This window comes from Aeromonas eucrenophila (assembly GCF_000819865.1).
Taxonomy (GTDB): Bacteria; Pseudomonadota; Gammaproteobacteria; order Enterobacterales; family Aeromonadaceae; genus Aeromonas; species Aeromonas eucrenophila.
The window spans coordinates 44,303-58,257 of the sequence record NZ_CDDF01000008.1; the positions used below are offsets into that span (position 1 = coordinate 44,303).

Annotated in this window: 12 protein-coding genes and 4 tRNA genes; 4 read left to right on the forward strand and 12 right to left on the reverse strand. The window is 60.3% G+C overall.

Features of this window, described 5'->3' with window-relative positions:
- Positions 1 to 31: 31 nt before the first annotated feature.
- A complete protein-coding gene (gene ompA / locus BN1124_RS09220; RefSeq protein WP_042641220.1) occupies positions 32 to 1,039 on the reverse strand; it encodes a porin OmpA in 1,008 nt (335 codons plus the stop codon).
- A gap of 634 nt (positions 1,040 to 1,673) precedes the next feature.
- On the opposite strand from ompA, the gene BN1124_RS20850 reads away from it, so the two are divergent.
- Positions 1,674 to 2,363, forward strand: coding sequence for an outer membrane protein (locus BN1124_RS20850; RefSeq protein WP_082041527.1), 690 nt, complete (start codon positions 1,674 to 1,676; stop codon positions 2,361 to 2,363).
- Positions 2,364 to 3,011: 648 nt separating this feature from the next.
- On the opposite strand, the gene BN1124_RS09225 is transcribed toward BN1124_RS20850, so the two are convergent.
- The 6 genes from BN1124_RS09225 to plsY all read right to left on the reverse strand — a co-directional run bounded on the left by BN1124_RS09225 (position 3,012) and on the right by plsY (position 4,578).
- On the reverse strand, positions 3,012 to 3,344 hold the full coding sequence (locus tag BN1124_RS09225) for a YegP family protein (protein WP_042641222.1): 333 nt from the start codon (positions 3,342 to 3,344) through the stop codon (positions 3,012 to 3,014).
- Positions 3,345 to 3,465: 121 nt separating this feature from the next.
- A tRNA-Asn gene (locus BN1124_RS09230) sits at positions 3,466 to 3,541 on the reverse strand.
- A 44-nt stretch (positions 3,542 to 3,585) separates the two neighbouring features.
- Positions 3,586 to 3,661: transfer RNA gene (locus BN1124_RS09235), tRNA-Phe, on the reverse strand.
- A 3-nt stretch (positions 3,662 to 3,664) separates the two neighbouring features.
- Positions 3,665 to 3,740, reverse strand: a tRNA-Thr gene (locus BN1124_RS09240).
- A 52-nt stretch (positions 3,741 to 3,792) separates the two neighbouring features.
- Positions 3,793 to 3,868 (reverse strand) — tRNA-Phe (locus tag BN1124_RS09245).
- 47 nt (positions 3,869 to 3,915) lie between these two features.
- The gene (gene plsY / locus BN1124_RS09250) at positions 3,916 to 4,578 is read right to left on the reverse strand and encodes a glycerol-3-phosphate 1-O-acyltransferase PlsY (RefSeq protein ID WP_042641224.1); all 663 of its coding nucleotides are present in this window, start codon (positions 4,576 to 4,578) and stop codon (positions 3,916 to 3,918) included.
- A 171-nt stretch (positions 4,579 to 4,749) separates the two neighbouring features.
- Between plsY and folB the strand changes: the two genes are divergently transcribed.
- The 3 genes from folB to BN1124_RS09265 all read left to right on the forward strand — a co-directional run bounded on the left by folB (position 4,750) and on the right by BN1124_RS09265 (position 6,264).
- Positions 4,750 to 5,121: a dihydroneopterin aldolase gene (gene folB / locus BN1124_RS09255; RefSeq protein ID WP_042641226.1), complete on the forward strand. Its 372-nt coding sequence runs from the start codon at positions 4,750 to 4,752 to the stop codon at positions 5,119 to 5,121.
- A gap of 38 nt (positions 5,122 to 5,159) precedes the next feature.
- Positions 5,160 to 5,669 (forward strand): 2-amino-4-hydroxy-6-hydroxymethyldihydropteridine diphosphokinase, encoded by a 510-nt coding sequence (folK, locus tag BN1124_RS09260; RefSeq protein WP_042641445.1) that lies wholly within the window; start codon positions 5,160 to 5,162, stop codon positions 5,667 to 5,669.
- A gap of 106 nt (positions 5,670 to 5,775) precedes the next feature.
- A complete protein-coding gene (locus BN1124_RS09265) occupies positions 5,776 to 6,264 on the forward strand; it encodes a YbaK/EbsC family protein (RefSeq protein ID WP_042641447.1) in 489 nt (162 codons plus the stop codon).
- 42 nt (positions 6,265 to 6,306) lie between these two features.
- Here BN1124_RS09265 and mdtD read toward each other — a convergent pair whose 3' ends face one another.
- From mdtD to BN1124_RS09290, 5 genes are all read right to left on the reverse strand, one after another.
- The gene (gene mdtD / locus BN1124_RS09270) at positions 6,307 to 7,701 is read right to left on the reverse strand and encodes a multidrug transporter subunit MdtD (protein ID WP_042641449.1); all 1,395 of its coding nucleotides are present in this window, start codon (positions 7,699 to 7,701) and stop codon (positions 6,307 to 6,309) included.
- Between the two features lie 83 nt (positions 7,702 to 7,784).
- Positions 7,785 to 8,912, reverse strand: coding sequence for a CobW family GTP-binding protein (locus tag BN1124_RS09275; protein WP_042641228.1), 1,128 nt, complete (start codon positions 8,910 to 8,912; stop codon positions 7,785 to 7,787).
- Positions 8,913 to 8,921: 9 nt separating this feature from the next.
- Positions 8,922 to 10,316: a D-arabinono-1,4-lactone oxidase gene (locus BN1124_RS09280; protein WP_042641230.1), complete on the reverse strand. Its 1,395-nt coding sequence runs from the start codon at positions 10,314 to 10,316 to the stop codon at positions 8,922 to 8,924.
- A 156-nt stretch (positions 10,317 to 10,472) separates the two neighbouring features.
- The gene (locus tag BN1124_RS09285) at positions 10,473 to 12,038 is read right to left on the reverse strand and encodes an EAL domain-containing protein (RefSeq protein WP_042641232.1); all 1,566 of its coding nucleotides are present in this window, start codon (positions 12,036 to 12,038) and stop codon (positions 10,473 to 10,475) included.
- 112 nt (positions 12,039 to 12,150) lie between these two features.
- The gene (locus BN1124_RS09290; protein WP_042641233.1) at positions 12,151 to 13,725 is read right to left on the reverse strand and encodes an EAL domain-containing protein; all 1,575 of its coding nucleotides are present in this window, start codon (positions 13,723 to 13,725) and stop codon (positions 12,151 to 12,153) included.
- Positions 13,726 to 13,955: the final 230 nt, after the last annotated feature.

Genomic DNA, 13,955 nt, shown 5'->3' on the forward strand with positions numbered 1-13,955 from the left:
CCCCTCTTCATATCAGCTAAGCGACGTCAGCTTACTGCTGCACTTCCTGTACGCCGGAGACGCGGACTTCGACGCGACGATCCGGTGCCAGGCAGGCGATCAGCTCATTCTTGCCCTTGACGCCGTCACACTGGGTGCCGGTCACCGGGTCGGCTTCGCCACGACCTTCGATGGCGATCTTGCTGGTTGCCAGACCCTTGCTGACCAGGAAGTCGGCGACGGTGCGAGCGCGAGCCTCGGACAGCTGCTGGTTGTAAGCCTCTGAACCGATACGGTCGCTGTAGCCAACTACGACGGCGCTACCATCTTTGGGCTGGAATTCAACGATTTGCTTATACAGGCCATCCAGAGCCTCGACACCCTCCGCCTTCAGATCGGCCTTGCCAAAGGCAAACAGCACGTCGGAATTCAGGGTGAAGTTCTTCTCCACGATCACGGGAGCCGGGGCTTCTTCAACCACAGGGGCGGCAACCGGGGCCACGTAGGAGGTGCGGAACGGGTGGTATACCGCTTCCAGAGTTGCAACGCTCTGGTTGGATTTGTACTGCTCGCCGGTGGCAGTCGTCAGATCGGCCACGTCCCACATGTAGCGGTAGCGTGCCTGCAGATCCAGCGCATCGTTCAGCTTGTAGGTCAGACCCACGCCTGCCATCGGGGAAACACGGGTATCGCTGCTATCCAGACCGTCGGTATGACCCCAGTAGGCGCCAGCTTCACCGAACAGGGAGAAATCCTCGCCCACCGGCAGACGGGCGATACCGGACAGGGTCGCGCCCTGGGTTTCGTAACGCTCGCCATCGGCACTACCACGACCCGCATACTGATAGCCCAGCTCGGCACCGAAGTTTTCGTTGAAGTTGTAACCCATGAAGAGGTTGGCGGCAGCCGCATCTTCGGTACCATCTTCGACGGCGGCATTGTTCAGACCGTTGAAGTGGGCCGCACCAATACCGGCACCGAAATAGATGTCGTCGGTTGCTTGAGCCGCGGTGCTCGCCAGTGCCAGTGCAATGCATGCTGTTTTCAGTCTGAAGTTCATCGTATAGCCTCGTAAATGCTAGTTGTGGGCAAGCGCAGCCCTCGTTATGTATGGGGACATTGTACGGGCGAAAACTTGTACGGGAGCTTAAGCGGCGAGAGGATTTACTGGCTGAATTAAAAAGGGATTGTACTGCAGAAACCTGATTTCGCTATCTCATCATTCTATATTTGGTGCCCAAAAATAGAATTTAGCCGTTGACACACTGACTGTACAAGTCCTGCTCTGCGTCGAGATAAAGCACACTAACCTAAACATGAGCAAATTGCCCTGTGTTTATTTCAGTCGATCATGAAATTTTTTGACGCGGATCCAAAAACCTATTGCCAGCCTTTGGTACCTATTGACAATAGCTAAAAACATTGCCAAAAGCACCTCAGCAACACTGAATAAAATTTGGTTAGAAACGACTACCTTGCATATCCTTATCAAGGCTCAGTGATTTTCATAAAAATAAAAGCAAAGAGTATCTATCAATATTTTTTATGACAAACACGGCAGAGTATGTTTCGTTAAGGTCCTGTACATGTTTTTCGAAGTTTAGAGCAGTATCCTTTGGCCGGCAGTGGAAAATGCATCAATCGAAATTTGTTGATGATGAAACAAATTTATTTAGGCAAAATGGAATTAGAAAATGAATAAATTGCTACTGACTACCACGTTGTTACTCTTGTCAAATATGACGTCTGCTTCTTCTGAGAACTGGTCTGGTTTCTATATAGGAGCAAACCTTGGACATGGATGGGGCTCCAATCATGACCAGGGAAATACTGACGCCACCAAAGAAACAATATCGGGCTTTACTGGCGGAATTCAGGCTGGCCACAACTGGCAACTCGAAAACAACATTGTCATTGGTGTCGAAGCTGGGTTATCGCTTAACGATATTGATGGAGAGTGGAAAGACAGCGATAACAATGAGTTCAGTCCATACAGTGGTAAAGATGAAATAGAACAGTCAGGTTCTCTGAACGTGAAATTGGGCTACGCTGTTGATAATTTCCTACCTTACATCACAACGGGTGTAACCGTCGCAAAAACGACGCACTCACTTAGCTGTGACAAATCATCGGTCAGCATCACGAATGGTTGTCAAGTCTCAGAGTTCAGCACCAGCGCCTCCGATATCAGGGCTGGAGCAAATATCGGCGCGGGGGTCCTATATAAGTTTGATGATAACCTTTCGGCCGGGGTTGAATATATTTACACCAATTTAGGAAGCAGTACTGTTAGCCTGCAAGATCCTAATTACCCGGATGCTAGCGAGCGTCGCATGAGAACAAAATTTAGTACCGTAACAGCAAGGATAAACTATCATTTCTAACTGTTTCAGTATTCTGCTATCTCTATAACTCGGGTCGCAAGAGCAAGTTAGTAGCGCCTGATATACCATCTGTTCGCCATTGCGTTTCAGCTACTGTATCAGGCGCAGCTCCGTACAAAGTGTTAAAGATATCTACATGCCCCCTGCTTTACCAAAGAGGATATGTAGATGGGTATTATCCAGCACCTGACGGAGAATACTCTTGTCCAAAGTCGCTTCGGTGCATGGACATATGCTGACAAGGGAGTAGGTTCAGTTGCTAAACGAGGTATTCAGGAATGAGCGTATCGCTTTGCTGGGCGCGGTTCTCGAAACGAGAATCTCCTATTTAGACTGGAATACCCCAGACCAACGGCCAACTATACTCGGTCATTCGTCATATCAGTACCATTCATCTCATTTCCCACACGTCCTCTCGCTTCTCTGGCCATGCGTCGGTCCAACCATAACCCACGCGGCCAGTCTCAAAGACTGAAACTGCCGACGGCCTACAATTGCGCCATCTTTCTTTCTGGTGCCTGTACCCCAGAGATAACTTCGCCGCGTAGACCGAATATGCGCCGGGGTGGATTATGAGTTGGCTGGTGGGTTATTCAAATGAAAAAGAGCGCCGCAGTGCCCTTGATACCTTTCTGACAAACAAGCCGATCAGCCAGTCAGATCCCTGATGGTCTGGGTCGGACCATTGGTCTGCACCGACTGGATACCGTTCTGGGCCGACGCCTTGCTGGCATACATCTGGCTGGAACCGATGACCTGATGGTTTCTGGCTTTCAACGTGAAGTGATACTGGCCGTTGGTCGCCTCTTTCAGATCGTATTGCCCCGCCTCGGGACAATTCGTCTGCACCGACTGGATACCGTTCTGGGCCGCCGCCTTGCTGGTATACATCTCACTATTGAGGATCACCTGATCGTTGCCAGCCTTGAGTACAAAATAGAACTGGTCGTTCTTGGCCAGTTTCAGTTCATAGCTTCCCATTGCCCTCTCCTCACCATCAGTGGTTACGCCTAATCAGGCTAGTCTGCTTTCCACCAGCGACGATGACAAGGAGTGAGAAACATAAAAAAAGACCCTTGTCTTGCGACAAGGGTCTCTTGAATGGCTCCTCCTACTGGACTTGAACCAGTGACATACGGATTAACAGTCCGCCGTTCTACCGACTGAACTAAGGAGGAATTGTACTTTGGATGCAAGATATCGCTATCTCATCATCCTTAATTGGTGCCCAGAGACGGAATCGAACCGCCGACACGGGGATTTTCAATCCCCTGCTCTACCGACTGAGCTATCTGGGCAAATGGTGCCGGCTACCGGAATCGAACTGGTGACCTACTGATTACAAGTCAGTTGCTCTACCTACTGAGCTAAGCCGGCACACTTTAAACCACTGTGCATGAACACATTTTCACTTCATGGCACCAAAACTTGGTGCCCAGAGACGGAATCGAACCGCCGACACGGGGATTTTCAATCCCCTGCTCTACCGACTGAGCTATCTGGGCGTGGGCGCTATTAAACGGATTTTAGGGCGGGTGGTCAACGGGAAATTTCACTTTCCGTCTCGTTCGTCTCTTTTTTGCGCAGCATCGCCCGTTTTTATCACTTCCGCAGGTGAAGCCACCTCCCGACGGCCCCAGAGTCGAGATTCCTCTCCCTTCAACAGGCGGGTGATGTTCTCGTGATGGCGGATCAGAATGAGGCAGGAGAGCAAGGAGACCGGCAGGGTGTATTCCGGTTTGAGCAGGTAGGTGAAGAGCGGGGTCAGCAGTACGGTGACGATGGAGGCCAGCGACGAATAGCCGCTCACCAGCAGCACCAGCAGCCAGGTGGCGATCGCCGCGCCCCCCATGGCAAAACCGATGGGCAGCATGGTACCCAGTGCCGTGGCGACGCCCTTGCCACCCCGGAAGTGAAAGAAGATGGGATACATGTGACCGAGACAGGCCGCCACGCCGATGAAGCCGAGGTAGATGGGCTTGATCTGCAGATACCAGGCGAGGTAGACGGGCGCCGTGCCCTTGAGCACATCGAGCAGCAGCACGACCAGCGCCGCCATCCGCCCGCCGAGGCGCAGCACATTGGTCGCCCCCGGGTTGTGGGAGCCATGATCGCGAGGATCCGGCAGCCCCCTGATGCGGGAGACCAGCACGGCACTGGACAGCGAGCCGCCCAGATAGGCCAGAATAATCATCAAAATCGTCAGGGCCGTCATCTTGGTCGTTTTTACCACGATATGAATGGGGTATGATGCGGGCCACATTCTCTGGCTTGGGGTTGCCCAACAGCGTGTCGCCCAAACCGACCGTCAGCAGCAATCTGCTGGCCAGACCTGCATCCCTGCGCTGTTCTCACAGCCCATCAAGAGTAAAGAAGAAGTACTGTCATGGACAAGGTGTTTATTCGCGGACTCGAGGTTTTGGCCACCATAGGGGTATATGAGTGGGAGAAAGGCATTCGCCAGAAGCTCTGTTTCGATCTCGAGATGGGCTTTGACAACCGCCCCGCCGCCGCAACCGACGATATCAAGCTGGCATTGGATTATGCCACCCTCTCACGCAAGATCGGTGATCACGCCGCCGGCACCATAGTCGAGCTGGTCGAGACCATGGCCGAGCAGGTTGCCGCCCTGGTGCTGGCCGATGAGCGGGTGCAGTGGGTCAGGGTCGTGCTGACCAAACCGGGCGCCGTGCCCAACGCCGCCGGCGTCGGCGTCGAGATCCTGCGCCACCGCACCCCGGCCGCGAGTGCCCAGTGATGGGCATCCGCACCGATGACGATCAGGGCGGTGACAGCATGACCCGCATCTACATCAGCCTGGGCTCCAACATCGAACGGGAGCGCCACATCCGGGCCGGGCTCGATGCCCTGCAGGCCGAATTCGGCGAGCTTGAGGTCTCTCGGGTGTTCGAGAGCGAGGCGGTGGGCTTTGCCGGCCGCCCCTTCTACAACCTGGTGGTGGGTGCCGACACCAAGCTACCGCTGGCGACCCTGTGCCAGCGCCTGCGGGCCGTGGAGTTCGCCCATGGCCGCGAGCCGGACGCCAAGAAGTTCGCCCCGCGCACCCTGGATCTGGATCTGCTGCTCTATGGGGATCTGGTCTGCGAGGATCCGGTGGCACTGCCTCGCGGCGAGATCCTCAGCAACGCCTTCGTGCTCTGGCCGCTGGCCGAGCTGGCCCCCAGCCTGCGCCATCCCACCGATGGCCGCACCCTGGGGGAGTTGTGGCACTGCTACGACAAGGCATCCCAGCGACTCTGCCCCATACCCTTCCACTGGGTGGCGTGCGAGTTGCAGCCTCACTGAAGCCCAAGGGCACCTCGCGGTGCCCTTGGGCTTATCGGCCATCAGAAAGAGTGATTGGGCCCAAGCCCCGGCGACTGGCAGCATGGCTCTGACACAGGAGAGCACCATGCCACTCGATACCATTCATGACTTCAACTGCCAGCTGCTGAGCACTCTGCCCCACCAGCGCTATCAACACGAACCCATCCTGGATTACGCCACCGACGAGCGGGTCAAGGCACGCCTCGGCTGGCAGGCGGAATTCAGCAAGACCCTGTTCCTCAAGTTCAAGGATGGCCGCTTCGCCCTGCTGCTGACCCACAGGGACGGGCGGCTGGATAACAAGGCGGTCAAGGCCAGCCTGGGGGCCAAGCCCTCCATCTGCACACCACAGGAGATGCAGGCCGAGATCGGCTGCCTGCCGGGGGCCGTCTGCCCCTTCCTGCCCCGTGCCGACATCCCGCTGCTGGTGGACTCCGCCTTGCTGGCCCACCACGCCTTCACCTGGACCCCGGGCCACCCGGAGCAGACCTTCCTGCTGGCGACCGAGCACCTGACCACCCTGCTGGCGGCCCTGCCCTGCCAGGTCAGCTACCTGCCCGTGGCGCAGGCCTGATCACTGCTTTTCATCTGACCGAACGGGGCCGCGAGGCCCCGCTCACCCCTGCTCCTTCCTAGCCAGCTGGGCGAAGATCAGCGCCGCCAGCATGGACATCAGGCCGATGCAGAGATAGGTCAGGTGGAAGCCACCCAGCCACTGCTCACTGCCCTGTGCCGGCTGCCCGGCGGAGAATAGCCCGAGCAGGCTGGCGGCGATGGCCACCCCCAGGCTCATGGAGAGCTGCATCACCACCGACAGCAGGCCGTTGCCGCTGCTGGCATGGTCGGCGCTCAAGTCCTGCAGCGTCAGGGTGTTCATGGCGGAGAATTGCAGCGAGTTGATGGCGCCGAACAGCATCAGCCAGGCCAGCAGCAGCCAGTGCGGCACCTGGTTGTCGATGAGGGAGAAGCTGGCGATCAGCACCCCCAGCGCCAGGGTGTTGACGATCAGGATGCGACGATAACCCACCTTGGGGATCAGCTTGTTGACCAGGGTCTTGGTCAGCATGGCGCCGATCACCGTGGGGATCATGGTCATGCCCGCCTTGCTCGGCGAGAAGCCCAGCCCCAGCTGCAGGAACAGCGGGGTGAGGAAGGGCATGGCGCCGCTGCCGAGGCGGGCAAACAGGTTGCCCCAGATGCCGATGGCAAAGGTCGAGGTCTGGAACAGCGCCAGGCTGAACAGCGGCTGCTCGGTGTTGGCCGCATAGAGCCAGTAACTCGCCATGGCCGCCAGGCCAAACAGCACCGCAAACAGCGCCCAACCGGTGGAGATGCTGTGCTCACCCAGCCCCTGCAGGCCGACCGAGACCAGCACCATGCCGGCGCTGAACAGCACAAAGCCCTGCCAGTCGAAGCGGGCGGTATGCTGGCGCAGATCCGGCATGAAACTCCAGCTGGCGATGAAACCTATCACCCCCACCGGCAGGTTGATGAGGAACACCCAGTGCCAGCTCGCCACCTCCACCAGCCAGCCCCCCAGCGCCGGGCCGAGCAACGGCCCCAGCAAACCCGGGATGGTGACGAAGGACATCACCCGCAGCAGCTCATGCTTGCTGTAGACCCGCAGCACGGCGAGGCGCCCTATGGGCATCAACAAAGCTCCGCCCACCCCTTGCAGCACCCGGGCGGCGACCAGCATGGGCAGGCTGTTGGCCGCGGCACAGGCCAGGGAACCCAGAGTGAACAGCAGTATGGCCGCCAGATAGACGCGGCGGGTGCCGAATCTGTCCGCCAGCCAGCCGGAGGCGGGGATGAGCAGCGCCACCGTCAGCATGTAGGCGATGATCACCGACTGCATCTGCAGCGGGCTCTCCCCCAACGCCGCGGCCATGCTGGGCAGGGCGGTGTTGAGTATGGTGCCATCGAGTGTCTGCATGAAGAAGCCGACCGCGGTCAGCAGGGGCAGCCACTTGCGTTGGGCAGGGGTAACCAGGTGCGAGTGTTCGGGCATGGGCAGCAACCTCTCCTTGTTGTCTTGACCTAAAAAGAGATCCGCACTCGCTTTTTGAAAACGGGGCGGGTCACATCAGGATATCAGGCATCCGGCTGGCCGAGCATGGCTCTGAGCTGCGCTTCGAGCGTGGGCTCAGGTGCCTTTAGAGTCTCGATGAACAGGGTCTCGATCCCGGCCTTGTCCCGGCTCTTGACGATAAACACCAGCCTGGACTGGGCCCGCCCTTCCGGCCACTCCCCCAGGGTCTGCAGCGGATAGAGCTGGCCGTGGACGCCGTGGATCACCACCGGCTGGCTCTCCCCCTCCAGCAGCAGTATCCCCTTGAGCCGCAGCAGGGCATCACCGTATTGGGCCTGCACCGCATCGATCGCCGCCAGCAGCCGGGAGGGTTTCAGTGGCTCGCCGATGCGCAGGGAGAAGCTCTCGATGTTGCCGTGCTCGAAGTGGGTCGGGGTGGCGGTGCCCACCCTGGCCGCGGCCGGCGTCATCCTCGGCTGCAGTGGCGAGGCCAGCCCCTGCTTCGGGGATTCAGTGCGCAGCCAGGCCAGCAGCTGGCGCACATCGCGCCCCGCCGCCTCGTTGTAGGCGCCGAGCTTCTCCAGCACGGTCGGCGACAGCTCGCCATTGCACACCCGCTGGATGGGCGCCGCCGGGTTGAGCAGTGCCAGCTGGGCTTCCACCCGCGCCAGCACCTCGGCCTCCACCAGGTCGCCCTTGCTCACCACCAGCAGATCCGCCAGCGCCACCTGCTTGACCGCCTCGTACTGCTGGCCGAGCTGCTGCTCGATATGACCGGCATCCACCACGGTGACTGTGCCATCGAAGCGGTAACGCTGGGCGATGAAGCCCTCCTCCTTCAGGGTGAACAGCACGGGGGCCGGATCCGCCAGCCCGGTGGTCTCTATGATGAGCCGCTTGAAGGGTTTGATCTTGCGCTGGATGGCCTTCATAAACAGCCCCTGCAGCGCCTCCACCAAGGAGCCCTGCACCGAGCAACAGATACAGCCGGAATCGAGCAGCATCACCTGCTCGTCCACCTGCTGCACCAGATGATGATCCAGCCCCACAGAGCCGAACTCGTTGATCAGCACGGCGCATTCGCCGAGCTCGGGCTGCTTGACCCAGTGGTTGAGCAAGGTGGTCTTGCCGCTGCCGAGGAAGCCGGTCAGCAGGGTCACGGGGATTCTGGTGTCTTGCATATCGGTCATGATGGCTCCTTAGCGGTTGGCAAACAGATCGGCGAGCCAGCGGTTTTCGAATCGGCCGTGGGGGTCGAGCTCTGCCTTGAGGGCCAGGAAGTCGTGCCAGCGCGGCAGCAGGGCCGGGAAGTCGTAGAGATCCATCGCCAGGTGCTTGCCGAAGTGGGGAATGCCGCCGAGCGGCACCAGCAGTTGTTGCAGCTCGCGCATCTGCTCCATGGAGCCATTGACGAAGGTGCCATCCGCCGCCAGATAGACCAGGAAGCCGACCCAGCACACCGACTGGTCATAGGCCGCGCTGAGCCAGGCCTCGGAGGGGCCGGTGCAACGCAGGATGAAGGGGTAGTGCAGCACGCCGGGGTTGGCCTGCTGCCAGCGTTGCAGGATCTCCAGCGCCTCGGCCATGCGGTGCAGCGGCACCGCCACCTCGCAGTTGATCTGGGGCGCCGGTATCCCCTTGCAGAGGATCTGGTAGACGTTGCCCACGAGATCCGAGGCATCCTTGAAGCGGCGCACCGTCTCGAAATGCTCCCCCGCCAGTGCCTCGTCCTTGGTGTCCTTGGCCATCTTCTGCAGGGTGGCGTCTATGGTGGCATTCATGCGGGCGTCGATGTCCCCCTCCAGCAGCAGCGGCTCGCTGCCCGCGGCGCGGTAGCGATCGACCTCCTCATCACTGGCGGGATCCACCAGCCAGATGTGGCTCTCGCCGGTCCAGGCGAACCACCAGCTCTTCACGAAGCCGTGCTCGCGGTTGAGCCGCTCGTTGTGCTCCAGCAGGAAGGGGTAGTCGGTGGTGAACTTGGTGCAGCGCATGATGCGGTTTGGCACGGTGCGCAGGGTGACGTCGAGCAGGATGCCGAGCATCCCCATGCCCATCACGAAGGCGCCGAAGCGCGGGTCGGTGCGATCAACCCGGATGAGGTCGCCATTGGCCAGCATGAGGGTCATGGCCTCCACCGCATCGCACAGGGCGGACTGGTGCAGCCCCTGGCCGTGGGTGCCGGTGCTGAGCGCGCCCCCCAGGGTCTGGATGCCGATGACCCCCGGCGAGGCGGGCAGCATCCGCTCCATGGCGATGAGATCCCCATAGACGGTATCGAGCGGCGTCCCCGCCTGATAGGTGACGCTCTCCTCCGTCTTGCTGAGCTGGCCGCGCAGATGATGCAAGTCCACCAGCAGCGCCTGGCTGCCCTCGGCATAGACGCTGTGAATGGGTTCGAAGGAGAGCCCTGAGCCGATCAGCCGCAGCTTGCGCTCGGGATGTTCACGCAGCAGGCGTTGCAGCTGGTCGCGGCTGGTCGGGCGCCACACCTGCTCCAGCGCACCGAGGGGGTTGGTCCTGGACCAGTTGAACAGCACCTCTCGATTGCCAATCGCCTTGATGCTGTGAAATGCCTGGAACCTGACCGTCATACCGCGCCTCATCTGACTTCAAAATGAGCGTCAATTCTACCGAAAAGTGAGCCGCAAGGCATGAAAAACAAGCCCCTACAGTCGAGGGGGTGGATAACGAAGGCCTGACCCATGCAAAGCGGGGATGCTGGCGGCCATCGCAAGACCCAAGCGCGATCAGCTGGCGAGCGACATGGCCCGGCTGGCCGCCTCCGCCCGCAGCACAGCACAAAACTGCCGGAGCGGCACCGGGCGACCGAACAGATAGCCCTGCAGGTAGGTCACCTTGCCCTTGAGATAATTCGCCTGCTGGCGGGTCTCGACCCCTTCGGCGATCAGGGTCAGTCCGAGCCGGTGGCCGAGATCGATCACGTTGGCGACTATGTGCTCGGACAGGGATTCGGTGCCGATCCGGCCGATGAAGGATTGATCGATCTTGAGGTAGTCCACATTGAATTGCTGCAGATAGACCAGGCTGGAGTGGCCGGTGCCGAAGTCATCCATGGCCAACCTGACCCCCATCTCGTTCAGTTGCCTGAACAGCGAGAGGGTATGGGGATCCGCCACCAGCAGCTCGCGCTCGGTCAGCTCGAGCACCAGCACCACCTTGCCCGGCTCGAAGCGGGCGAGAAACTCGCGGCACTCCCTCAGCAGAATGTAGTCACGGCAATGGGCCGCGCTGATGTTGAAGCTGATGTGAAAACCTTCGGGCAGACGCCGCTGTTCGGCGGCCAGCCGCTGACCCACCTCCGCCATGATGAGGCTGGTCATGGGCACGATCAGGCCGCTGACCTCCGCCTGGGGGATGAACAGGTCCGGGCGGATCAGGCCCGCGTTCGGATGCTGCCAGCGCATCAGCACCTCGGCCCCCATGATCCGCTCGCCATCGGTCGACACCAGGGGCTGCAGGAAGGGGACAAATTCCCGCGCCTGCAAGGCGCGCGCCAGCTCGTTGGCCGGGGAGCGGGGACGACTCAGCAGCCACCACATGAGCAGGGCAAAGCCGATGCAGATCCCCATCAGCACCAGCAGTCCAAACCAACGGTGCTGCAACAACCCTTGCCAGCTGGTGGAAAACTTCTGCCCCACGTAAATGGCGAGGGGATAATCCTGCGAGCGCAGCATGACATGGGCATCGCCGGACAGGGCGGGGGCCTCGCTGAAGAAGTTGCCCTGCTCATCGAGCCAGTGGCTACCGACGTTCAGCATCAGCTCGAGGGAGGGAATATGAAGGCTCAGGATGAAGCTGAGGTAGTCGCCATCGATGAGCGCCAGGGTGGACGCCTCCCCCTGCACGGCCCGCACCGCCAGGAAGGGGTGACCATTGCGAACGGGGCTGCTGTTGCTCAGCAGCAGCTGCCCCTGGCTGTATTTCTCCGCCGCATAGGGCATCTGATAGGAGCCGAAGAAGGAGGTGCAGTAGATGTTGCCCTGATGCGCCAGATTGACCGAGCGGATGAAAGACTCCATGGCCGCCTTCTCCCTCAGATCGAACAGCACGGCTTCGCAGGGCTTGCCCAGCAGCGGCAACGCATTGCGGTTAGCCTCCTTGGCATGCCCCAGCATGTTTTCCAGCATGGTCATGGCGCGATCCGCCGCCTGATTGGATTCCAGCAACAGACCCGCCTGATAACGGTTGTACAGCGCCCAGCTGCCGAGCAGCATGGGCAGTGTGAATACCAGCAAGGTGATGGTCAGACGCAGCCAGGGCCGAGCCGTGTCGAATGCGGGGGAATAGGTCATGGGTGGTCCTGCTGCACAAGGACCGCCATGTTAACGATAGAAACTGAACCCAGGCCTAACCGTACAAAAAACAACCACACCAAGATGTTCTGGCGGGCGCCATGAGGCGCCCCTAGGCAAGATCCGCGAGCCTCGGCTCCGCCGACCCGGCTTCCGGCTGCAGCTCGGCGCAGAATTGCGGCAGCGGGATCGGCTGACCGAACAGGTAGCCCTGCAGATAGTCGACCCCCTTGTCGCGCAGATAATCGGCCTGCGCCTCGGTCTCGACCCCTTCCGCCACCAGCGCCAGCCCCAGCCGCGAGCCCAGATCGATGACGTTGTCCACTATGTGTTCGGAGAGGGACTCGGTGCCGATCCGGCCGATGAAGGAGCGGTCAATCTTGAGATAGTCCACGTGGAACTGCTGCAGATAGAGGAGGCTGGAATGGCCGGTGCCGAAGTCGTCGACCGCCAGCTTGACCCCCATCTCGTCCAGCTGCTTGAACAGGGAGAGCGTGTGCGCGTCCGCCACCAGCAGCTCGCGCTCGGTCAGCTCCAGCACCAGCACCACCCGGCCCGGGATGAAGTGCGCGAGGAAGCCGCGGCACTCCTCCAGCAGGGAGAGATCCCGGCAATGGGCCGCGCTGATGTTGAGTCCGACATGGAAGCCGTCCGGCAGCTTGTCCTGCCGGGCCGCCAGTTGCACGGCCACCGCCTGGATCAGCTGGCTGGTCATGGGGACTATCACCCCGCACTCCTCGGCCTGGGGAATGAACAGGTCGGGGCGGATCAGACCCGAGCTCGGGTGCTGCCAGCGCATCAGCACCTCGGCCCCCATCACCTTGCCGTCGCCACTGGTCACCAGGGGTTGCAGATAGGGCACGAACTCCCGCGCCCGCAGCGCCCGCTTCAGCTCCCCCTCCATGGAGCGTGGCCGCCCCAGCAGCCACCACACCAGCAGCGAGATGCACAGCGAGAAGCCCAGCAGCATCAGGATGGTCAGGTGCCTGACATGCCACAGCGCCCCCCAGATGGAGGGCAGTTCGAAACCGGCATAGACGGAGAGCGGATAGTGCTCGGACTTGAGCTTGTGCACCGCCAGGGTCGGCAATCTGTGATAGCCCTCCATCAGGTGCCCCTTCTCATCCAGCCAGGCGTTGCCCACATGCAGCTGCACCTCCCCCGAGACCGGGGCACTCAGGGCCAGCATCAGCTTCAGGTATTCGCTGTCGATGGTGCTGAGCACGGCCCCATCCTGCGATTCGGTGCGCACCGCCAGCATGGGGTGATTGGCCCTGACCGGATTGCCCGACAGCAGGCGCAGGAAGCCCCCGCTGTAGGCACCGACATCGTCCTCCCAGTGCACATCCCCGAACAGCGAGTTGCAGTAGACCCCGTAGTCGTTGATGAGGCTGGCGCTACGGACGAAAGGGGTCAGCGTCACCTCCTTGCGCAACGTCAGCAGCGAGGTTTTGCAGGGGTGCCTGATCAGCGGGAAGATGTTTCTGTTGGCCCCCTCGGCATGATGCAGCATCGCCTCCATCAGGCGTACCGCCTTGGTGGCGGCCAGCTCGGATTGCTTGTCCAGGGTGTGCAGATAGTTGCTGTGCAGCTCCCACAGGCCCACCGAGGTCGGGAGCGCAAACACCAGCAAGGCACATAACAGCCGCCAGCAGGGGCGCGCGGCATCTAATCCCAATAGAAACATTGTCTGACCATCCAGGAATGAGGCGGGTAGAACGACCAGCCCCATGAGTCGGCACCTTGCCGGCATGAGGCCCAGAGTCGCAGCCAAAAAAGCGGGGCATGATACAGCGGCCGATCCGTTGCACTCACGAACCAGATCAGTTTTTACTCAATAAAGAGAGAAATGCGTCGAGGGGGATGGTGGGGCATGGGGCGTTCCGCTCCCCTTATCTCGCCAGCGTCAGGCCGCAG

Bases quoted from the DNA above. Each gene is read 5' to 3' on its own strand.
- ompA (WP_042641220.1), bottom strand. From the start codon at position 1,039: ATGAACTTCAGACTGAAAACAGCATGCATTGCACTGGCACTGGCGAGC.
- BN1124_RS20850 (WP_082041527.1), top strand. From the start codon at position 1,674: ATGAATAAATTGCTACTGACTACCACGTTGTTACTCTTGTCAAATATG.
- BN1124_RS09225 (WP_042641222.1), bottom strand. From the start codon at position 3,344: ATGGGAAGCTATGAACTGAAACTGGCCAAGAACGACCAGTTCTATTTT.
- plsY (WP_042641224.1), bottom strand. From the start codon at position 4,578: ATGACGGCCCTGACGATTTTGATGATTATTCTGGCCTATCTGGGCGGC.
- folB (WP_042641226.1), top strand. From the start codon at position 4,750: ATGGACAAGGTGTTTATTCGCGGACTCGAGGTTTTGGCCACCATAGGG.
- folK (WP_042641445.1), top strand. From the start codon at position 5,160: ATGACCCGCATCTACATCAGCCTGGGCTCCAACATCGAACGGGAGCGC.
- BN1124_RS09265 (WP_042641447.1), top strand. From the start codon at position 5,776: ATGCCACTCGATACCATTCATGACTTCAACTGCCAGCTGCTGAGCACT.
- mdtD (WP_042641449.1), bottom strand. From the start codon at position 7,701: ATGCCCGAACACTCGCACCTGGTTACCCCTGCCCAACGCAAGTGGCTG.
- BN1124_RS09275 (WP_042641228.1), bottom strand. From the start codon at position 8,912: ATGACCGATATGCAAGACACCAGAATCCCCGTGACCCTGCTGACCGGC.
- BN1124_RS09280 (WP_042641230.1), bottom strand. From the start codon at position 10,316: ATGACGGTCAGGTTCCAGGCATTTCACAGCATCAAGGCGATTGGCAAT.
- BN1124_RS09285 (WP_042641232.1), bottom strand. From the start codon at position 12,038: ATGACCTATTCCCCCGCATTCGACACGGCTCGGCCCTGGCTGCGTCTG.
- BN1124_RS09290 (WP_042641233.1), bottom strand. From the start codon at position 13,725: ATGTTTCTATTGGGATTAGATGCCGCGCGCCCCTGCTGGCGGCTGTTA.